The organism is Neobacillus niacini NBRC 15566 (genome assembly GCF_001591505.1).
In the GTDB taxonomy this organism is placed as follows: domain Bacteria; phylum Bacillota; class Bacilli; order Bacillales; family Cytobacillaceae; genus Neobacillus; species Neobacillus niacini.
Window position 1 is genome coordinate 257,615 of record NZ_BCVA01000002.1, and the last position, 20,586, is coordinate 278,200.

A 20,586-nucleotide genomic window follows, 5' to 3' on the forward strand; every position below is an offset into this window, starting at 1 on the left:
GGGCATATTTATTATTTCTTAAGTTTAAGAACCAATTCTTCCTCAGGGGTAACATATACTGTCTGTTGATTATCATAAATAACAAAGCCCGGCTTTGCACCGCTAGGTTTTTTTACATACCGCACCTTTGTATAATCTACCGGTACGGAACCGGAATTTCGAGCTTTGCTAAAATAGGCAGCCAAGTTCGCTGCTTCACGGATGGTTTCTTCGGATGGTTCTTTGCTGCGAATGATTACATGGGAGCCAGGAATGTCTTTGGTATGAAGCCAAATCTCATCTCTCGCGGCTAGTTTATTGGTCAAATAATCATTTTGCTTATTATTTTTTCCAACGATTATTTCAGTGCCATCAGAAGAACGGTAATGGTCCAATATCGGTTTCGCGTTGGATATCTTTTTAGCATTTCGTTTTTGACGGTCGCGGATATATCCCCCTTCCACCAGTTCCTCGCGAATTTCCTGGATGTCCTTAGGGGACGCTGATTGTACCTGCTGCAATAAATTCTCAAAATAAAGAACTTCCTCACGTGCTTTTTCGATTTGTTCAATAACAATGGAAACAGAGTTTTTCGCTTTCTGGTATTTAGAAAAATACTTTTGAGCGTTTTCTGATGGCGTCTTCCGCGGATCTAATGGTATTACAACTTTTCCGCCCATTTCATCGTAATAATCAATTACCTCGATTTCTTTCATCCCTTTTTTTGCAGCATAGAGATTTGCAGTTAATAATTCCCCAAAACGTTGGAGCTGGTCTGATTTCTCAGCCTCTCTTAATGTGCTCTCTAACTTTTCGATTTTTTTCTCATTTTTTTCTTTCTCATTGATGATTAACCGCTCAATATCATTTCCTTGCTGCTTAACCCTGTCCCTTTCAGCCTTTCCGAAATAAAAGCGGTCAAGCATTTCACTTAAGGTGGAGAAGTTTTTCACTTCCCCTTTAATATGTTCAAGCGGAAAGAGGTAGAACACTTCCTTATTACCTGTTGACATAATAGAAGGTAAAAACTCTCCACTCTTAATTCTTTGTATCAATTGAAGAAACGAAGCTGGTACGGTTGCTCGGTTAGCAATACCGCTTTGGAAAATCACTTCTTTCGCAAAAAGCGGTGAGGTTCCAGCAAAATGCTCAACAATTTGCTTATCAAGCTTACCGCTATTAAAATCAATCTTTCTCAAGATATCATCAGTACCAACCATAAATGGGTTTTGTTTGTTTTGTTCTGGCGGGTAAATATATGGCTGCCCTGGCAAGATCGCTCTGTGGCTATTTACAGCAAATGACACGTGCTTAACACTGTCGAGAATGATATTCCTAGTTTTATCAACCAGTACAATATTACTGTGTCTTCCCATGATTTCGATGACTAGCTGTTTGTAGCTGACATCACCGATTTCATTTCTGCCTTTGATTTCAAAAATAATCATCCGATCATTTTCTACTTGATACACATCCTCTAATATATAGCCCTCAATATGCTTTCTAAGCAGCATACAGAACATTGGCGGTTCGCTGGGGTTTTCGTATGCTTCATTTGTAAGCTGGACTCGTGCATAGCTGGGGTGAGCTGAAAATAATAGCTTTTGGTTCACTCCATTTGCACGGATTGTAAGAATTACTTCATTTTTATAAGGCTGGTGCACCTTGTTAATTCTACCGCCCTTTAACGTGCACGAAAGTTCATCAACCATTGCTTTTGTAAATAAACCATCAAATGACATGAAAAACATCCTTTACTTCAAACATATTTACTTCTTTAAGTATAGCTTACAAAGTATGAGTATGTCTTATTTTATCTTGTTCATGCAGTTCTCATAACTCGTCTAAATTATCATAGCATTTTTTTGGACGAGGCTGAATAAGCTGTCTTTAGAGTAATGTCTAAGAAAACTAGGGGGAAGTGAGATGGTCGGATGAAATTCCATGAGATGGAGATAAATCAAGTAGAAAAGGTCTTAGATACCGACTTTTCGTCTGGGTTATCACCAGAAGCAGTAAAGAAACGAATAGCTCAGCATGGGCATAATGAATTGCAAGAAGGGGAAAAGCAATCTGCTTTGCTCTTGTTTTTTAGTCAGTTTAAAGATTTTATGGTGCTGGTACTTCTTGCAGCTACGCTTTTATCGGGTTTGCTTGGTGAATATATTGATGCCGTTGCGATTATTGCTATTGTCATTATTAACGGTATCCTTGGATTCTATCAGGAAAGAAGAGCTGAGAAATCCTTGCAGGCACTAAAGGAATTATCCGCTCCACAGGTTTCTGTTTTACGGGAAGGACAATGGGTGAAAATCCCTTCTAAAGAGATTGTCCCCGGAGATATTATTAAGTTTTCAAGCGGAGATAGAATAGGTGCCGATGTACGGATTATTGAATCTAGAAGTTTAGAAATCGAAGAGTCCGCACTTACTGGAGAGTCCGTGCCGGTATCTAAGCATATAGATCCTTTAAAGACAATTAACCCAGGGATTGGTGACATGGAGAACATAGCCTTCATGGGCACGATGATTACTAGGGGGAGTGGTGTAGGAGTCGTTATTGGTACAGGAATGAAAACCGCGATGGGGCAAATTGCCGACTTACTCCAAAATGCAGAAACGCAGGAAACTCCGCTGCAGCGCCGTTTAGAGCAGTTGGGAAAAATTTTGATTACAGTCGCTTTAGTTTTAACCGTGCTTGTGGTTGCGGTTGGAGTCTTACAGGGACACGAACTATATGAAATGTTCCTAGCCGGTGTATCTCTTGCAGTTGCAGCAATTCCTGAGGGATTACCGGCCATTGTTACGGTTGCATTGTCTCTTGGAGTTCAAAAAATGATTAAGAAAAATGCAATAGTTAGAAAGCTGCCGGCAGTAGAAACACTCGGCTGTGCGTCGGTTATTTGTTCTGATAAAACAGGTACTATGACACAAAACAAAATGACTGTTACCCATTTATGGAGCGGAGGTAACACTTGGACAGTCGATGGTGTCGGCTATCAGCCGCGAGGTGATTTTTACCGTGATAATACGGTTGTTCATCCAAAAGATGAAAAAGCCTTGCAGCAAATGCTCATCTTCGGGATGATCTGTAACCATTCAGAACTAGTAATCAAAGATGAAGATTACATTCTTGACGGAGATCCTACAGAAGGTGCGTTGCTTGTTAGTGCGATGAAAGCGGGATTAGACCGTACAAATTTATTAGATGAATTTACCATTGTAAAGGAATTCCCGTTTGATTCTGCGAGAAAAATGATGAGTATGCATGTTAAAGACAAGCAGGGCAGGAATTTTATAGTAACAAAAGGGGCTCCGGATGTAATTATAGGTAAGAGTGAATCCATCCTTTGGGATGGTAAGACACAATATCTTGGACAGAGTGTCCAAAACCAAGTACAAGAAGCTATCAATAACCTTGCTTCAAAAGCCCTAAGAACGATCGCCATTGCCTTTAAACCTATACCTGCCAATACCATGATCCTTAGCGAACAGGAAGCGGAAAATAAATTAACCTTTATTGGTGTCCAGGGAATGATTGACCCTCCTAGACCTGAGGTTAAAGACGCAGTAAAAGAATGTAAAGAAGCAGGAATAAAAACGGTAATGATCACCGGCGATCATGTAATAACGGCTAAAGCGATCGCTGCTCAACTGGGAATTTTAACGAAAAAGAGTATGGTTCTAGATGGAAATGCTCTATCAAACATGTCCGTTGAGGAACTTGAGGAAGTAGTTGACGATGTTTCAGTATTTGCTCGTGTTTCACCAGAGCATAAATTGAAAATTGTTAAGGCTTTACAAAATAGAGGTCATATTGTTGCCATGACAGGTGATGGTGTAAATGATGCACCGGCTATTAAAGCCGCGGATATTGGTGTCGCCATGGGGATTACAGGCACAGACGTGGCAAAAGAAGCATCTTCACTTGTACTATTGGATGATAATTTCGCAACAATCAAGTCTGCAATTGAAGAAGGCAGAAATATATATGAAAATATAAGGAAATTTGTTCGATACTTACTGGCTTCGAATGTAGGTGAAATTTTGGTCATGTTGTTTGCTATGATCTTAGCACTGCCACTGCCGTTAGTTCCGATTCAAATCCTTTGGGTTAATTTAGTGACGGATGGACTGCCAGCAATGGCATTAGGATTGGACCGCCCTGAAGAGGATGTAATGAAACGTAAACCGCGCAGCCCTAATGAAGGTGTATTTTCTCGAGGATTAGGCTGGAAAGTGGTCTCAAGGGGTTTTCTCATTGGAATCGTCACCTTATTAGCCTTTATGATTGTCTATAAACAGAATCCTGAAAATCTACCATATGCACAAACAATTGCATTCGCAACACTAGTGTTAGCGCAGCTCATTCATGTGTTTGATTGTAGAAGTGAAAAGTCTGTTTTATCTAGAAATCCATTTGGGAACCAATATCTGGTTTGGGCGGTTGTGTCATCCCTTGCATTGATGATTGCAGTCATTTACTACCCGCCATTCCAGCCAATATTTCACACCTTACCAATCTTAGCAAAAGACTGGCTTTTGATTATCGGACTATCTTCGATCCCAACTTTTTTACTAGCAGGATCATTTTTGTTAAGAAAAACAAAATAAAGTGTGTTATAATCCAAAAGGTAGTAGAGATGACTCTATTACCTTTTGTTAGTTTTCAAAAAAAACAATACTTTACATAGTAGGTTAACCGCTCATCTTCAGAAGATTGGAGTGTCCTTAATGGTTTCAAGTATGACGGGCTTTGGGAGGAGCAGCATTTCCTCTGCCTCTTTTTCTGTAAATGTGGAAGTAAAAACAGTCAACCATCGTTTTTGTGAAATAAATGTTCGGATGCCGAGGCAGTTATTAAAGGTAGAAGATAAGATTAAGAAAAAGTTGAATCAGCACCTTCGACGCGGCAGGGCTGAAGTTTATATAATGATAGAAGGGGAAGGTGCGGTTACTCGGAAAATTCAGGTTGATTGGAAACTCCTCGAAGAATACTACCTGTTTATTAAAGAAGCACGTAATAAATTTAATATTGAAGGAAAAGTGTTACTTCAGGATTTATTAACACGAAACGAATTTTTACATATCGAAGAAAATGATGCTGGCAACGAAGAATTGGAAAATTTAGTACTAAGAGCAACAGAAGAAGCAGTTTTACTATGTAAGCAAATGCGAGTTACCGAAGGAGAAGAGCTAAAAAAGGATTTGCTCACTTCTTTATTACAGCTAGATACAAATTTAGATGAACTAAAAGATTACGCTCCTCAAGTTGTCTCCGCCTATCAAGAACGTTTAATGAAAAGAATTGAGGAATTAGTACAAGGACAAATTGATGAAAGTCGTGTATTAACCGAAGTGGCAATCTTTTCTGATAAAATTGATATTAACGAGGAATTGACAAGGTTAAATAGTCACGTCCAGCAATTTAAGCAAACATTAAACGAGATTGAGCCGATTGGAAGAAAACTTGATTTTCTTGTGCAGGAGATGAATAGGGAAGCGAATACAATTGGGTCAAAAGCAAATGATTCAACTATTACTAAAAAAGTAGTTGAAATAAAAAGTTTGCTTGAGAAACTGAAGGAACAAGTTCAAAATATTGAATAATAGTGTTTAGAAACTGGTTGACTCGACCAAAATATATTATTGATGATTGGATGATAATCATGTCGATTAAATTAATTAATATTGGCTTTGGAAATATCGTATCTGCCAATCGGATAATTTCAATTGTAAGCCCTGAATCAGCTCCGATAAAAAGGATAATCCAAGATGCCCGTGATCGGGGTTCTTTGATTGATGCTACATATGGAAGACGTACACGTGCGGTAATAGTCATGGATAGTGACCATGTTATTTTATCAGCTGTACAACCTGAAACGGTTGCCCATCGTTTGGGCGACCGTGATGAAATTATAGACGAAGGGTAGGATATAGAAAATGCAGGAAAAAGGATTACTTATCGTATTTTCTGGTCCATCTGGTGTCGGAAAAGGAACGGTTAGAAAAGAAATATTTTCCCATCCGGACACGGCTTTTGAATACTCAATATCTGCAACAACGCGCGCGCCTCGCCCTGGGGAAGTAAATGGAGTAGATTATTTTTTTAAGTCACGTCAAGAATTCGAAGAATTAATTCAGCAAGGTAAACTTTTAGAGTATGCAGAATTTGTTGGCAACTACTATGGCACTCCTGTAGATTATGTACGAGAGACCTTAGACGCCGGGAAAGATGTTTTCTTAGAAATTGAAGTAAAGGGTGCCCGACAGGTTAGAGAAAAATTTCCAGAAGGTTTATTTATTTTCTTAATGCCACCTAGTCTTTCCGAGTTAAAGAATCGAATTGTTACAAGAGGTACCGAAACAGAAGAGTTAATCAACAATCGGATGTTATCTGCTCGTGAAGAAATTGAAATGATGGAATTATACGATTATGTTGTGGAAAATGACCAGGTAGAATTGGCATGTGAACGTGTAAAAGCAATCGTTGTTGCGGAACATTGCCGCCGAGAACGCGTAGAACACCGATATAAAAAATTACTGGAGGTTGAATAAATGTTATATCCTTCGATTGATTCATTACTTAATAAAATTGACTCAAAATACTCACTAGTTTCTGTTGCGGCAAAACGTGCTCGTTCCATGCAGCAAACACATGATGAAAGATTACCTAAATATGTTTCCTATAAACATGTAGGAAAAGCCTTAGAGGAAATCTACAGCGGTGAGCTGACATACCGAATTCCCAAAAAATCAGAAACAGGTGCTGTCTACGGTAAAGATAGTAATATAGGCAAGTAGTAAACGAGAAGGTCTGACGGCAGGATGTCAGACTTTTTTTGTTTTTTGTCGAAAAGCGGTTGAAAAAGATGAAAAAACAAAGTGTTTCTAGCATAATAAAAGAATAGATATTTGTGGAATAGAGAAGTGGGGGATACGAGATGTTAGATAAAAAGGTTTTATTATGTGTGTCAGGTGGAATTGCGGTATATAAAGCAGCAGCTCTTACAAGCAAACTTGTCCAAGCTGGCGCTAAGGTAAAAGTAATCCTTAGTGACTCTGCAGTAAAATTTGTTTCCCCGTTAACTTTTCAGGCGTTATCCCGAAATGATGTGTATACCGATACATTTGAAGAGAAAAATCCCGGTGTGATTGCACACATTGATTTAGCTGATTGGGCGGATTTAATACTTGTGGCACCTGCGACAGCCAATACGATAGGTAAGCTGGCAAATGGCATTGCTGATAATATGATTACCACCACCTTACTCGCTGCAACTGCTCCAGTATGGATTGCTCCGGCGATGAATGTACATATGTATGACCATCCGGCAGTAAAAAAGAACATAGAGATATTGGCAGCTTATGGTTATCGATTTATCGAACCAAGTGAGGGCTATTTAGCTTGTGGCTATGTAGGCAAGGGACGTTTAGAGGAACCTGAAAAAATTGTTGAATTAATCCACCAGCATTTTTTAAATAAAAGCTCGTTGAAGTTAAAAGGGAAAACCGTTTTAATTACTGCAGGCCCAACGAGAGAAAGGATTGACCCCGTCCGCTTTATTACCAACCATTCTACAGGAAAAATGGGATACGCTCTTGCGGAAGCAGCGAAGAAAGAGGGCGCAAAGGTAATCTTGGTTTCTGGACCGGTTCATTTATCTCCCCCCGTGGGTGTGGATATAGTGAAAGTTGAGAGTGCAGATGAAATGTATCATGCAGTCATGAACAACTTTGATCATGCTGATATTATTATAAAAACAGCCGCGGTTGCTGATTACACTCCGAAAGTTTCTTATGAACATAAAATGAAAAAGCAGCCAGGGGACAAAGTGATTGAACTCGAAAGAACGAAAGATATTTTATTTGAGCTCGGAGCCAAGAAAAGAAACCAAGTTCTAATTGGATTCGCAGCGGAAACGGAAAATGTCGAAGAGTACGCAGTAAAAAAATTAAAGGCCAAAAATGCAGATATGATTGTAGCCAATAATGTTAAGTCAGAAGGTGCAGGATTTGGCAGGGATACAAACATAGTGACACTTTTTAAGCGTGACGGAAGTAAAATCGAGTTACCTCTAATGTCAAAGCTTGAGGTTGCACATAAAATTATCGAAGAAATCGTTGTATTACCAAAGGATTTGGAACCAAATGAAAGTCGCTAGTGTTATTGTAGATGTGCCTGCAAAACAAACCGATAGAGCGTTTGATTATTTAATACCAGCACAATGGCATGAGACTATTCAGCCCGGAATGAGGGTAATCGTCCCCTTCGGTCCAAGGAAAATTCAAGGTTTTGTTACTGAGATAAAAGCAGATTCAGAATTTAAGAAACTCCGTGAAATTATTGAACCAATGGATCTAGAACCTGTTTTAAATCAGGAATTACTAGATCTAGGTAATTGGCTGACTGAAAATACGTTGTGCTTTAAGATATATGCCTTCCAGGCAATGCTCCCAGCTGCTTTAAAAGCGAAATATGAAAAGAAAGTAAAGCTTTCTGCAGGAGTAAAACCAAATCAATTACCTGACAAACTTCAAGAAGCATTTAAAAATGAAGAAACGATTAATTGGGATGACGCCTTAAAGAATGGTCTTGTTCCAATCCTTCAAAGAGAAGCTGCTAAAGGTCTGTTAGAAGTTATTTATGTAGTGAAAGAAAGACTTAAGAAAAAGAAGTTAAAGTATATAATACCGCTAATTTCCTCTGCAGATCTGGAAACAGCGCATAAGAGCCTGACTCAAAAAGCAGACAAACAAAAAGAAGTACTAAAATACTTTGTTGAACACAGTGATCCGGTGGAATTACGGCAATTATTATCACTATTAAATATATCTGCGTCAACCGTAAAAGCACTCGTTGAAAAGGGATTTCTTGCTGAACGAAACATGGAAGTTTATCGTGATCCCTATGAAAATCGGACTTTCTCACGTACCGAGCCGCTGCCCTTGACGGAGGACCAGCAGCGGGCAATCGTTCCGATTCTAGATAGTATTGAAAATAAACTTCATGAGGTTTTTTTACTTTATGGAGTAACTGGAAGCGGGAAAACTGAAATTTACTTACAAACCATTCAGAATGTCATTGAAAAAGGCAGAGAAGCGATTGTACTTGTACCAGAAATTGCTTTAACTCCTCAAATGGTAAATCGCTTTAAGGGACGTTTTGGAAATTTAGTAGCGGTTTTGCACAGCGGACTGTCTGCTGGTGAAAAGTATGATGAATGGCGGAAGATCCAACGTAAAGAGGTTAAAGTTGTTGTAGGTGCTAGATCAGCTATCTTTGCTCCTTTTGAGAATTTGGGAATCATCATTATTGATGAGGAACATGAAACAAGCTATAAGCAGGAAGAAATGCCACGCTATCATGCTCGAGATGTGGCAATTGAACGAGCCCAAAAAAATAATTGTCCAGTTGTTTTAGGAAGTGCAACTCCAGCACTAGAGTCATTTGCGAGAGCACAAAAAGGAGTATACACATTATTATCTCTGCCAAACAGAATGAATAAAAGAGCACTTCCAGCTGTAGAAATTATTGATATGCGTGAAGAGCTTAGAGAAGGCAATCGATCTATGTTCTCAAGAAAGTTGTTTGACTTACTGAAGGATAGAATTGAAAGAAAAGAGCAGTCTGTACTATTTCTAAATAAACGCGGTCACTCATCATTCGTTATGTGCAGGGATTGTGGGTATGTGATGAATTGTCCTAATTGTGATATCTCCTTGACTTATCATAAGGTTAAGGAACAAATGAAATGTCATTATTGTGGATTTGAGAGTTATGTACCGAACCAGTGCCCTGAGTGCTCAAGTGATTACATTCGCTATTTTGGGACGGGAACGCAAAAGGTTGAAGATGAACTTGGTAAAATTCTTCCTGAAGCAAAAGTGATTCGTATGGATGTTGATACAACGGGACAAAAGGGCGCCCATGAAAGACTGTTAAAGGAATTTCATGAAGGAAAAGCAGATATTCTCTTAGGAACACAAATGATTGCAAAAGGACTCGATTTTCCCAATATTACGCTTGTTGGCGTCCTTTCAGCAGATACGATGCTCCATTTACCGGATTTCCGCTCCTCTGAAAAGACCTTTCAGCTATTAACACAAGTCAGCGGCAGGGCGGGACGTCATGAATTACCCGGGGAAGTGGTAATCCAAACTTATACTCCGGAGCACTATAGTGTAGAACTGGCCGGAACACAGGATTATGATCGCTTCTATCACAGGGAAATGATGATACGAAAAGCGCATCATTACCCGCCATTTTACTATTTGGCCTTAATAACCATAAGTCATGAAGAGTTAATGACTGTCGTCTCAGCAACGGAAAAAATTGCTGCATTTGTCCGAGCCCGTATTTCCAACCAGGCAGTTGTTTTAGGGCCAGCGGCGTCGCCAATCCCACGAATTAATAATCGATACCGCTATCATTGCTTAATAAAATATAAGCGTGAACCGGAGCTTACTAAAACGTTAAAAGCAATACTCGACCAGTATCAAAGCGACCCAAAGAGCGGGTTACTCGTTTCTATCGATGTAAACCCATTTATTTTAATGTAAGATACACAAATATCCTTGATATCCAAGGTTATGATATAGTGATTTGGGTGAAAATGTTTAGTAATTACGTATAAAGATAAAAATCGGACAACTACGATTTAGATGGAGGAACACCTTTGGCTATACGAAAAATTGTTATGTACCCAGCTGAGGTACTTGAAAAAGAATGCAGACCTGTAGAGAAGTTTGACAAAAAGCTTGCTAAATTGCTTGATGATATGTATGACACTATGATTCAATACGATGGTGTTGGTCTGGCTGCCCCACAGATTGGGATAGATGAACGAATTGCAATCGTCGATATTGATGATGAATCAGGGACGATTGAGATGATTAATCCTCGTGTTATTCATACATCAGGAGAGCAAACCGGTCCAGAAGGGTGTTTAAGCTTCCCAGATCTATTTGGTGAAGTTACAAGACCAAATCATGTGACAATCGAGGCATTTGACCGTAAAGGAAAAAAATACACGCTCGAAGCGGATGAATTTCTCGCAAGGGCGATACAACACGAAATTGATCATTTAGACGGGGTATTATTCACATCAAAGGTAAGCCGATATCTCGAAGAAGATGAGTTAAAAGGAGTAGAAAGTGAATGACGAGGATTGTTTTTATGGGTACCCCAGACTTCTCAGTACCCGTGCTGCAAAGAATTATAGATGATGGATATGAGGTTATTGGTGTGGTTACCCAGCCAGATCGACCGGTGGGGAGAAAAAAAGTACTAACACCGCCGCCTGTCAAAGTTGAGGCATTGAAGCATGGAATCCCTGTCTTTCAACCTGAAAAAATTCGCCAAAAAGAGGAACAGGAAAAAATCCTTTCTTTGAATCCCGATTTAATCATTACAGCCGCCTTTGGACAAATACTTCCGAAAGAAATATTAGAAGCACCAGCACATGGTTGTATTAACGTCCACGCCTCACTTCTTCCTGAACTCAGGGGAGGTGCACCTATACATTATGCTATCATTCAAGGCAAGAAGAAAACGGGGATAACCATTATGTATATGGTTGAAAAGCTGGATGCAGGTGACATATTAACTCAAGTAGAAGTAGACATTGCCGAAGAAGATAATGTGGGAACCCTTCATACAAAGTTAAGCAAGGCTGGGGCAGACTTATTATCTGAAACTTTGCCAAATTTACTAAAAGGAAAATTAACACCTATCCCTCAGGATAATGAGAGAGCAACATTTGCTTATAATATTAAACGTGATGAGGAAAAGATTGATTGGTCCAAAACCGGCCAAGAAATTTATAATCATATCCGTGGCTTAAACCCCTGGCCAGTTGCTTTTACCACTCTTGATGGTCAAACGTTAAAAATCTGGCGTTCAGAAAAGGTCGCGGGTACAAAAATAGAGGAGCCTGGGACAGTCATAAAAAACGAACCTGATGGTATAACGGTATCAACGGGTGATGACACTGCAATTAAGATTATAGAACTGCAGCCATCTGGAAAAAAGAAAATGTCATGTGAAGAGTTTTACAGAGGTGCAGGATCGAAAATCTTAGTTGGCAGCAGACTAGGAGAATAAAATGACCAATAAAAAGAAAAATGTCCGTGAAGCAGCGGTAGAGTTACTCGAAAACATTGAAAAGAACCAATCATATAGTAATTTATTATTGAATAGTACCATTGAAAAAAACAAAATTTCCCCTATTGATATCGGTTTACTAACTGAGTTAACATATGGAACATTACAAAGACGGATGGCATTAGATTACTTTCTAAAACCATTCATTAAAAATAGCAAAAAGTTGGAAAATTGGGTGCGTCAGCTACTAAGGATAACCCTCTATCAAATGGTATACCTTGATAAAATTCCAGATAGAGCTGCTATATTTGAAGCGGTAGAAATTGCCAAAAAACGAGGTCACAAAGGTATTTCAGGGATGGTAAATGGTGTGCTTAGAAGTATTCAGCGTGAAGGACTGCCATCGTTAGAAGCGGTTAGTAATTCAATTGAAAAGCTATCAATTGAAACGAGCCACCCAGAATGGCTCGTTAAGAGGTGGGTGGACCAATTTGGTTATGAAAGAACGAAAGAAATGTGTGAGGTCAATCTAACGGCACCACTGCAGACAGCAAGAGTTAATCTAACAAAAACGAGCGTCCGTGAAGTAATCGAGGATCTTGATGAAGAAGGCTTCCTAGTTGAAAAAAGTCCCATTATACCCGAAGCCATTAGGGCATTGAAAGGAAATTTGGCACTTTCAAGGGCATTTAAAAAAGGCATGATTACGATACAAGATGAAAGTTCAATGCTAGCGGCCTATGCACTAGCTCCTAATGAAAATGAAATAATTTTGGATGCATGTGCCGCTCCTGGCGGTAAAACGACGCATATTGCTGAAAAAATGAAACTAACTGGCGGAGTGATCTCGCTTGATTTACATGAACATAAAGTAAAATTAATTAATGAAAATGCTAAACGTTTAGGTTTGGGCAATATAAGGACAATTGCAATGGATTCACGTAAGGCAGGAGAACAGTTTCAAGAGGAATATTTTGATAGAATTCTTCTTGATGCCCCGTGTTCAGGGCTGGGTGTTATGAGAAGGAAACCTGACATGAAATATACAAAAAAAGAACAGGATCTTTATCAATTAAGTACCATCCAACAAAATTTATTAAACTCTGTCTCACCTTTAGTGAAAAAAGGTGGAATTCTTGTCTACAGTACGTGTACAGTAGATAAAGAAGAAAACGAAGTTACAGTCTTAAAATTTTTACAAGAGCATCCTGAATTTGAAATAGATGCTTCATTAAAAGGAAGAATGCCTGAGGCAATCCAACCCCTGGTAACAGATGGTTTTTTACAAATACTTCCCCAGGATATTGGCTCTGACGGATTCTTTATCGCATGCTTAAGAAAGAAGGTGTAACAGTTGGAACAACTAAATACAACTGAGAACAATACAACATTGGACATTAAAAAAACTTCTATTTATTCCCTGCAGCTACATGAGCTCAAGGAATGGCTGACGAATAATGGTGAAAAGCCTTTCCGAGCAGAGCAAATTTATGACTGGCTCTACAAAAAAAGAATTACATCGTTTGAGGATATGAATAATTTATCAAAAAGTTTACGTGACAAGCTTTCTGACAATTTTCAGATTACTACATTAAAAACGGTTATAAAGCAATCTTCTTCTGACGGTACCATTAAATTTCTGTTTGAATTGCATGATGGATACTCAATCGAGACGGTTTTAATGCGCCATGATTATGGAAATTCGGTGTGTGTAACAACGCAAGTTGGGTGCCGGATTGGTTGTACATTCTGTGCTTCAACACTTGGCGGGCTTAAGCGTCATTTAGAAGCGGGTGAAATTGTTGCGCAGGTTGTAACAGTGCAGCAAGCTCTTGACGAAACAGACGAGCGTGTCAGCTCCGTTGTTATTATGGGAATTGGTGAACCCTTCGACAATTATGATAATATGATGTCGTTTCTAAAAATCATCAATCATGACAAAGGATTGATGATTGGTGCACGTCATATAACAGTATCAACTAGCGGTATTGTACCGAAGATTTATCAATTTGCAGATGAAAATATGCAAATTAATTTTGCGATTTCACTTCATGCGCCTAACACTGAATTAAGGTCTCGGTTAATGCCTATTAACAGAGCATATAAACTAGATGACTTAATGAAATCCGTAAGGTATTATATCGATAAGACGGGGCGCCGAATTAGTTTTGAATACGGACTCTTTGGCGGTGTTAATGATTCTGTTGAACATGCAGAAGAATTGGCGTCCTTATTAAAAGGTCTTAAATGCCATGTAAATCTAATTCCGGTCAATTATGTGCCAGAAAGGGACTATGTACGTACCCCTAAGGATAAAATCTTTGCATTTGAAAAAACACTCAAAAACCGTGGTATTAATGTAACCATTCGCCGGGAGCAAGGTCACGACATTGACGCAGCATGTGGACAACTTCGTGCAAAGGAGCGAAAAGAAGAGACGAGGTGACAGCGTTGAAAGCTGTGTATAAGACGGATGTAGGGAGAATTCGAAAGAATAACGAAGATAGTGTTGGTATATTCTTAAATCGAGACGGGCAGCGCCTTGCCATCGTAGCTGATGGTATGGGCGGTCACCGTGCTGGTGACGTTGCCAGCAGCATGACATTAACCACATTAAAAGAGATGTGGGAGGAATCCGAAGGGATTCAAACGGCCGAACAAGCAGAAGAATGGTTAAAATCAAAGATTATTCAAGTGAATAGGGTTTTATTTGACCATGCAAACAGTCACGATGAATGTGATGGAATGGGTACAACGATTGAAGCTGTCATTACCACACATATATTTGCAACCATTGCACATGTTGGAGACAGTCGTTGTTATATTTTAAATGAATCGGGATTTCAGCAATTGACTGAAGATCATACCCTAGTGAATGAATTAGTTCGTACCGGGCAAATATCGAAAGAGGATGCCGAACATCATCCTAGAAAAAATGTTATTATGAGGGCTCTCGGCACTGAACAGAATATATCAATAGATATTAAAACCATTACTTTTGAAGAAGGAGACAACCTCTTATTATGCTCTGACGGACTTTCGAACAAAGTAAGTGAAAGCGAAATTGCTGATATTCTAAAGAACAAAGATGATTTAGAGAGAAAAGCAAATACGCTAATCTCGATTGCAAATGAGCGTGGCGGCGAGGATAACATTTCACTAGCAATTGTAGAGTTTTCTGATACCAGCGAGGGTGGTTTATAATGTTGATTGGAAAACGTTTAAGCGGTCGATATAAGGTGTTAGAAATGATTGGCGGCGGCGGAATGGCAAATGTCTATTTAGCCCACGACATGATTCTTGACCGTGATGTAGCCGTGAAAATGCTTCGCCTTGATTTTGCCAATGATGAGGAATTTATTCGCAGGTTTCGCAGGGAAGCACAATCAGCGACAAGCTTAGCTCACCCAAGTATCGTAAGTATTTATGATGTGGGAGAAGAGGATGATCTTTATTTTATTGTAATGGAATATGTTGAAGGTCAAACACTTAAACAATACATACAACACAATTCACCGTTACAAGTTGAAGAAACAATTGATATTATGAAACAATTAACCTCTGCTATTTCTCATGCTCATCAAAATCATATTATCCACAGGGATATCAAGCCTCAAAATATTCTTGTTGATCGTTTTGGGAATGTGAAAATAACGGATTTTGGCATTGCGATGGCTCTTAGTGCAACAAGTATTACCCAAACTAACTCTGTCTTGGGTTCGGTACACTATTTGTCACCAGAACAAGCACGTGGAGGCATGGCAAATAGGAAATCGGATATTTATTCTCTTGGAATAGTCATGTTTGAATTATTAACGGGCAGACTTCCTTTTTCAGGTGAATCTGCAGTCTCGATTGCATTAAAACATTTGCAATCAGAAACTCCTTCCGTAAGAAGGTGGAATCCGAACGTCCCCCAAAGTGTTGAAAATATCGTGTTAAAGGCGACTGCCAAGGATTCCTTTCATCGGTATAACAGTGTAGATGAAATGGAGGACGATTTAAGGACTGCACTTGATTCAGAGAGAATAAATGAAGCTAAATTTGTAATTCCTATTGATGATGAAGCAACTAAAGCGATTCCTATTATAACGAATGACCGTCCATTGCAAAATCTTGATGAAACCTTAGTACATAGTGATAAAATCTCAGACAATGTCAAAAAAGATTCAGTAAATACAACGAAAGACAAGAAAAAACGTAAAAAGTGGCCTATTATATTAATTTCAACCTTTTTATTGTTATTATTGCTGGGATTATTCACTATTACAGTTTTACCAGACTTATTATCCCCTAAAGATGTAAGCATACCTGATATCAGCGGGATGGAATTGGATGAAGCCATTGCCAAATTGGAAGCAGCAGGCCTAAAGGCTGGCGAGGAAGAAGAAATACCTGATGATGAAATCGAAGAGGGTAAAGTTATAAAAACCAGTCCTGAAGCGGAAAGTACAGTAAAAGAGAATACTTCTGTTAAAATATTTGTAAGTACTGGTAAGGAAAAGATAGAATTAGAAGATTATGTTGAAAGAAACTATAAGGATGTAAGTCCTTTATTGGATGAGCTGAACTTTAAAGATATTACTATTACTGAAGTATTTGATGAAAGTGAAGCTGGTACCATTCTTAACCAAGAACCTGAAGCAGGTCAAGAAATAATACCTGATGAAACAATATTAATATTGGAAGTAAGTAAGGGACCCGAACCAATCGTCCTAAGAGACTTAACACAATACAGCACAAAGGGTGCACAGGAATATTTAGATTCTGTTGGACTTAAATTTGAAATTTCAGAAGAAAAGTTTGATGAGTTGGTTCCGAAGGGAAGTATTATTTCTCAGTCACCTCTGCCTAATACGGAAATGAAAATGGGTGACAAGGTTTCTGTTGTTATTTCAAAAGGCAAGGAAGAAAAACCGCCAAAAGATGTAACGAGAGATATCACTATTGAGTACAACCCTATAATACCTGGGCAAAAACAGAGAGTCCTTATTTATATCGAGGATATGACTCATAGTATGACTGAGCCTGCAGAAGACTTTGAAATTACTTCAACAACCAGAATTCCAATTACATTGAAAATTCCATTCAATGGAAAAGGCGGTTATAGAGTTCAACTTGACGATAGAGTTATTGCACAAGAAACGTTGAATTATCAAGAGTTAGAATAAACTTCAAGGAGTGTGGCTATGCCTGAAGGGAAAATTGTAAAAGCATTAAGTGGTTTTTATTACGTACTGCACGATGGAGTAATGATTCAGTGCCGGGGAAGAGGTGTTTTTCGGAAAAACAAAATTACACCACTAGTCGGTGATGAGGTCATTTTTCAGGCTGAGAATGAACGTGATGGTTATATTATGGAGGTTAAGGAAAGGAAGAATGAACTGGTTCGGCCGCCTATTGCAAATGTCGATCAGGCCATTCTTGTCTTTTCCGCTGTCGAACCTGATTTTAGTACCGTTTTATTAGACCGTTTTCTCGTCCTTGTAGAATATAATCATATTAAACCACTTATTTGCATTACAAAAATGGATTTAACCAAAGAGAAAGAAAAAGAGGCCATTAAAGAATATGCTGAACAATACAGAAATATTGGTTATGAAGTATTACTAACTTCATCTGAAACAGAAGCGGGTATTGAGGGTTTAACTCCGCATGTAGAAGATAAAATATCCGTTTTTGCAGGTCAATCAGGTGTGGGAAAATCGTCACTTTTGAATGTGTTGCGACCTGAACTTGAACTGAAAACCAACGATATTTCCTCACATTTAGGCAGGGGAAAGCACACCACCCGGCATGTTGAATTAATTAGCATAGGTAATGGCCTCATTGCTGATACACCGGGATTTAGTTCTTTAGAATTCACCGATATTGAAGCTGAAGAGTTAACCTATTGCTTTCCGGAGATCGCAAGAGAAAGCGAAAAATGTAAATTTCGAGCCTGTTTACATATAAGTGAGCCTAAATGTGCAGTGAAAGCAGCGGTTGAGACACAAACAATTACTCAATATCGCTATCAACATTATGTTGATTTCCTTCAAGAAATAAAAGAAAGAAAGCCGAGGTATTAAAATGCTGAAAATTGCACCTTCCATCCTTTCTGCTGATTTTGCTAAATTAGGTGATGAAATCATGGCAGTTGAAAAGGCTGGGGCTGACTATATTCATGTTGATGTTATGGATGGTCATTTCGTTCCAAACATTACGATAGGACCATTAATTGTGGAGGCGATTCGACCTGTGACAAAGCTTCCTCTAGATGTCCATTTAATGATTGAAAACCCTGACCAATATATAGAGAATTTTGCTAAAGCTGGAGCAGATTATATTACAGTACATGTTGAAGCATGCCGGCACCTTCACCGGACGATTCATCATATTAAATCATTTGGGATTAAAGCAGGGGTGGTCTTGAATCCAGCTACTCCTGTTGAAACCATTCAGCATATTTTGAATGATATTGATATGGTGCTGTTAATGTCCGTAAATCCAGGGTTCGGGGGCCAAAAATTCATACCTGAGGTTCTGCCTAAAATTAAAAAAGTAAAGGAAATGGCAGACTCAATAGGAAAAGAAATTGAGATCGAAATAGATGGCGGAGTAAATCCTGAGACTGCGAAACTTTGTGTAGAGGCAGGGGCTACCGTTCTTGTGGCTGGATCTGCTATTTATGATCAAGAGGACTACGCAACAGCCATCTCATTATTAAGAGGATAAAAAGTGAAAAGCCGGCTAAATGCTGGCTTTTTGCGTAGAAAAAACAGGGGGCATAAAATGAATATAAATATCTTGGCAGGAGGTCCTGTAGAGTTCCTTCCCAATTTACATACATACACTAGTGAAAATGACATTTGGGTTGGTGTGGACCGCGGGGTATATACTCTCATTAATAAGGATATTACACCTGCGATTGCTTTTGGCGACTTCGATTCTGTTTCCAAAGACGAGTTACTGGTAATTGAAAATCATGTAAAAGAACTGAAAAGGTATAAGCCTGAAAAAAATGAAACAGATATGGAGCTTGCTTTGAATTGGGCCATAGAACAAAAGCCTGCTTCCATCCGTATTTTTGGAGCGACTGGAGGGAGATTAGACCATCTTTTAGCGAATATTCACTTGCTGGTGAAACCGATGATGGCAGAACATGAGATAAATATTGTTCTTATTGATAATCAAAATATTTTATCATTAAAAGGACCGGGACGTTATAAAATTGAAAAGAGGGTAGATAAAAAGTATATTTCTTTTGTTCCTCTTACCCTTGAGATAAAAGGTCTCACTCTTCGTGGCTTTAAATATCCATTGGAAAATCGTCATATTTCCATCGGCTCTACACTATGTATTAGTAATGAACTTATTAGTGATTATGGTACTTTTTCATTTTCAGAAGGCATATTATTAGTGATAAGAAGTAATGATTAATACAATTTTTTTGAGGTACTGATTTCGTTCGTTTGAATAAAATAGTAAGGGCGTACGAGAGATGTTAGATGTGTGAGATGGTGAGGAGGGACATAAATGAAGTTTTATACAATTAAACTGCCAAAGTTTTTAGGTGGACTTGTCCGAGCGATGATCGGTGCATTTAAAAAGAATGAATAGAGAATCTGTTTAAGCACCTATTTGATGGGTGCTTTTTTATTTTGAGGAAATAGGGGTAAGATAGTAAGAAAGGGCACCCTCTCGAAGGATGCCCTGACATATTAAACGCGTTCTACTTTACCAGCTCTTAACGCTCTTGTAGAAACCCAAACACGCTTAGGCTTTCCATCAACAAGAATACGTACTTTTTGTAGGTTAGCACCCCATGTACGCTTGTTAGCGTTCATAGCGTGAGAACGTGCGTTACCAGTTGTAGTTTTCTTTCCAGTTACAACACATTTACGTGGCATAATGATTCCCTCCTTAATACCCAAAGCTTTATACAGCATTTACGTTATTGTCTAAAGATACTTTAATAATTTATCATACAACCAGTTTGAATGCAAGAGTGATTAATAAACCTTTCAAGAAAAATACCTTGACATGCTATGTTATTGTTTGTAAATACTATAAGAAGAAAGTATCGCTTTCAAATTTTTCTTCACTATAGTAAAATTACTTTAGTCAAGGAGCAATTTCCAAAAGGGGGAACGATTCATGTCCATCGAATTAAAAACTAAGTTCGGACAAATTGATATTTCAAATGAAGTAATCGCCACCATCGCTGGAGGTGCCGCTATCGATTGTTATGGTATTGTCGGTATGGCATCAAAGAGCCAAATAAAAGACGGTCTTACAGAAATTTTAAGAAGAGAGAATTTTACTCGTGGAGTTATTGTTCGCCAAGAGAATGAAGAAGTACATATTGATATGTATATAATTGTCAGCTATGGAACAAAGATTTCCGAGGTTGCTCATAACGTGCAATCAAAGGTGAAATACACACTTGATAAGACCGTTGGACTTGCCGTTGACTCGGTAAATATTTACGTTCAGGGAGTTCGTGTGACGAACCCATAA

Annotated in this window: 20 protein-coding genes; 18 read left to right on the forward strand and 2 right to left on the reverse strand. The window is 38.7% G+C overall.

Annotation, left to right across the window (positions count from 1 at the left end; all coding sequences use genetic code 11):
* Positions 1-11: 11 nt before the first annotated feature.
* Positions 12-1,721, reverse strand: coding sequence for an Rqc2 family fibronectin-binding protein (locus tag BANA01_RS03235; RefSeq protein ID WP_063251621.1), 1,710 nt, complete (start codon positions 1,719-1,721; stop codon positions 12-14).
* Positions 1,722-1,913: 192 nt separating this feature from the next.
* Between BANA01_RS03235 and BANA01_RS03240 the strand changes: the two genes are divergently transcribed.
* The 17 genes from BANA01_RS03240 to spoVM all read left to right on the forward strand — a co-directional run bounded on the left by BANA01_RS03240 (position 1,914) and on the right by spoVM (position 19,686).
* The gene (locus BANA01_RS03240; RefSeq protein WP_063251622.1) at positions 1,914-4,592 is read left to right on the forward strand and encodes a calcium-translocating P-type ATPase, SERCA-type; all 2,679 of its coding nucleotides are present in this window, start codon (positions 1,914-1,916) and stop codon (positions 4,590-4,592) included.
* A 120-nt stretch (positions 4,593-4,712) separates the two neighbouring features.
* Entirely contained in the window at positions 4,713-5,588 is an 876-nt protein-coding gene (locus BANA01_RS03245; protein WP_063251623.1) for a YicC/YloC family endoribonuclease, read from the forward strand.
* 59 nt (positions 5,589-5,647) lie between these two features.
* On the forward strand, positions 5,648-5,911 hold the full coding sequence (gene remA / locus BANA01_RS03250) for an extracellular matrix/biofilm regulator RemA (RefSeq protein ID WP_063251624.1): 264 nt from the start codon (positions 5,648-5,650) through the stop codon (positions 5,909-5,911).
* A gap of 10 nt (positions 5,912-5,921) precedes the next feature.
* Entirely contained in the window at positions 5,922-6,536 is a 615-nt protein-coding gene (gene gmk / locus BANA01_RS03255) for a guanylate kinase (protein WP_063251625.1), read from the forward strand.
* Positions 6,537-6,782 carry a DNA-directed RNA polymerase subunit omega gene (gene rpoZ / locus BANA01_RS03260; protein ID WP_063251626.1) on the forward strand — a complete coding sequence of 82 codons (246 nt, stop codon included), beginning with the start codon at positions 6,537-6,539 and terminating at the stop codon, positions 6,780-6,782.
* Between the two features lie 140 nt (positions 6,783-6,922).
* On the forward strand, positions 6,923-8,143 hold the full coding sequence (gene coaBC / locus BANA01_RS03265) for a bifunctional phosphopantothenoylcysteine decarboxylase/phosphopantothenate--cysteine ligase CoaBC (RefSeq protein ID WP_063251627.1): 1,221 nt from the start codon (positions 6,923-6,925) through the stop codon (positions 8,141-8,143).
* The gene (gene priA / locus BANA01_RS03270) at positions 8,130-10,541 is read left to right on the forward strand and encodes a primosomal protein N' (RefSeq protein WP_063251628.1); all 2,412 of its coding nucleotides are present in this window, start codon (positions 8,130-8,132) and stop codon (positions 10,539-10,541) included. Before coaBC ends, priA begins: the two co-directional genes overlap by 14 nt.
* A gap of 116 nt (positions 10,542-10,657) precedes the next feature.
* Complete coding sequence (gene def, locus BANA01_RS03275; protein WP_063251629.1) at positions 10,658-11,143, forward strand: peptide deformylase; 486 nt, start codon at positions 10,658-10,660, stop codon at positions 11,141-11,143.
* Positions 11,140-12,084 (forward strand): methionyl-tRNA formyltransferase, encoded by a 945-nt coding sequence (fmt, locus tag BANA01_RS03280; protein WP_063251630.1) that lies wholly within the window; start codon positions 11,140-11,142, stop codon positions 12,082-12,084. The genes def and fmt overlap by 4 nt, the downstream gene beginning before the upstream one ends.
* A 1-nt stretch (position 12,085) precedes the next feature.
* A complete protein-coding gene (gene rsmB, locus BANA01_RS03285) occupies positions 12,086-13,435 on the forward strand; it encodes a 16S rRNA (cytosine(967)-C(5))-methyltransferase RsmB (RefSeq protein ID WP_063251631.1) in 1,350 nt (449 codons plus the stop codon).
* A 3-nt stretch (positions 13,436-13,438) separates the two neighbouring features.
* Positions 13,439-14,530 carry a dual-specificity RNA methyltransferase RlmN gene (gene rlmN / locus BANA01_RS03290; RefSeq protein ID WP_063251632.1) on the forward strand — a complete coding sequence of 364 codons (1,092 nt, stop codon included), beginning with the start codon at positions 13,439-13,441 and terminating at the stop codon, positions 14,528-14,530.
* Between the two features lie 5 nt (positions 14,531-14,535).
* Entirely contained in the window at positions 14,536-15,288 is a 753-nt protein-coding gene (locus BANA01_RS03295) for a Stp1/IreP family PP2C-type Ser/Thr phosphatase (protein WP_063251660.1), read from the forward strand.
* Positions 15,288-17,255, forward strand: a complete 1,968-nt coding sequence (pknB, locus tag BANA01_RS03300) for a Stk1 family PASTA domain-containing Ser/Thr kinase (protein ID WP_063251633.1) — start codon at positions 15,288-15,290, stop codon at positions 17,253-17,255. The genes BANA01_RS03295 and pknB overlap by 1 nt, the downstream gene beginning before the upstream one ends.
* Positions 17,256-17,273: 18 nt before the next feature.
* Positions 17,274-18,155, forward strand: coding sequence for a ribosome small subunit-dependent GTPase A (rsgA, locus tag BANA01_RS03305; RefSeq protein WP_063251634.1), 882 nt, complete (start codon positions 17,274-17,276; stop codon positions 18,153-18,155).
* A gap of 1 nt (position 18,156) precedes the next feature.
* The gene (rpe, locus tag BANA01_RS03310; RefSeq protein WP_063251635.1) at positions 18,157-18,801 is read left to right on the forward strand and encodes a ribulose-phosphate 3-epimerase; all 645 of its coding nucleotides are present in this window, start codon (positions 18,157-18,159) and stop codon (positions 18,799-18,801) included.
* 57 nt (positions 18,802-18,858) lie between these two features.
* Complete coding sequence (locus BANA01_RS03315) at positions 18,859-19,506, forward strand: thiamine diphosphokinase (RefSeq protein WP_063251636.1); 648 nt, start codon at positions 18,859-18,861, stop codon at positions 19,504-19,506.
* Between the two features lie 96 nt (positions 19,507-19,602).
* Complete coding sequence (gene spoVM / locus BANA01_RS03320; protein WP_035445740.1) at positions 19,603-19,686, forward strand: stage V sporulation protein SpoVM; 84 nt, start codon at positions 19,603-19,605, stop codon at positions 19,684-19,686.
* Between the two features lie 101 nt (positions 19,687-19,787).
* On the opposite strand, the gene rpmB is transcribed toward spoVM, so the two are convergent.
* Entirely contained in the window at positions 19,788-19,976 is a 189-nt protein-coding gene (gene rpmB / locus BANA01_RS03325) for a 50S ribosomal protein L28 (RefSeq protein WP_045515302.1), read from the reverse strand.
* Positions 19,977-20,223: 247 nt separating this feature from the next.
* Between rpmB and BANA01_RS03330 the strand changes: the two genes are divergently transcribed.
* Positions 20,224-20,586, forward strand: coding sequence for an Asp23/Gls24 family envelope stress response protein (locus BANA01_RS03330; RefSeq protein ID WP_063251637.1), 363 nt, complete (start codon positions 20,224-20,226; stop codon positions 20,584-20,586).

Coding starts and splice junctions, on each gene's coding strand:
- BANA01_RS03235 (WP_063251621.1), bottom strand. CDS start 1,721: ATGTCATTTGATGGTTTATTTACAAAAGCAATGGTTGATGAACTTTCG.
- BANA01_RS03240 (WP_063251622.1), top strand. CDS start 1,914: ATGAAATTCCATGAGATGGAGATAAATCAAGTAGAAAAGGTCTTAGAT.
- BANA01_RS03245 (WP_063251623.1), top strand. CDS start 4,713: ATGGTTTCAAGTATGACGGGCTTTGGGAGGAGCAGCATTTCCTCTGCC.
- remA (WP_063251624.1), top strand. CDS start 5,648: ATGTCGATTAAATTAATTAATATTGGCTTTGGAAATATCGTATCTGCC.
- gmk (WP_063251625.1), top strand. CDS start 5,922: ATGCAGGAAAAAGGATTACTTATCGTATTTTCTGGTCCATCTGGTGTC.
- rpoZ (WP_063251626.1), top strand. CDS start 6,537: ATGTTATATCCTTCGATTGATTCATTACTTAATAAAATTGACTCAAAA.
- coaBC (WP_063251627.1), top strand. CDS start 6,923: ATGTTAGATAAAAAGGTTTTATTATGTGTGTCAGGTGGAATTGCGGTA.
- priA (WP_063251628.1), top strand. CDS start 8,130: ATGAAAGTCGCTAGTGTTATTGTAGATGTGCCTGCAAAACAAACCGAT.
- fmt (WP_063251630.1), top strand. CDS start 11,140: ATGACGAGGATTGTTTTTATGGGTACCCCAGACTTCTCAGTACCCGTG.
- rsmB (WP_063251631.1), top strand. CDS start 12,086: ATGACCAATAAAAAGAAAAATGTCCGTGAAGCAGCGGTAGAGTTACTC.
- pknB (WP_063251633.1), top strand. CDS start 15,288: ATGTTGATTGGAAAACGTTTAAGCGGTCGATATAAGGTGTTAGAAATG.
- rsgA (WP_063251634.1), top strand. CDS start 17,274: ATGCCTGAAGGGAAAATTGTAAAAGCATTAAGTGGTTTTTATTACGTA.
- rpe (WP_063251635.1), top strand. CDS start 18,157: ATGCTGAAAATTGCACCTTCCATCCTTTCTGCTGATTTTGCTAAATTA.
- BANA01_RS03315 (WP_063251636.1), top strand. CDS start 18,859: ATGAATATAAATATCTTGGCAGGAGGTCCTGTAGAGTTCCTTCCCAAT.
- spoVM (WP_035445740.1), top strand. CDS start 19,603: ATGAAGTTTTATACAATTAAACTGCCAAAGTTTTTAGGTGGACTTGTC.
- rpmB (WP_045515302.1), bottom strand. CDS start 19,976: ATGCCACGTAAATGTGTTGTAACTGGAAAGAAAACTACAACTGGTAAC.
- BANA01_RS03330 (WP_063251637.1), top strand. CDS start 20,224: ATGTCCATCGAATTAAAAACTAAGTTCGGACAAATTGATATTTCAAAT.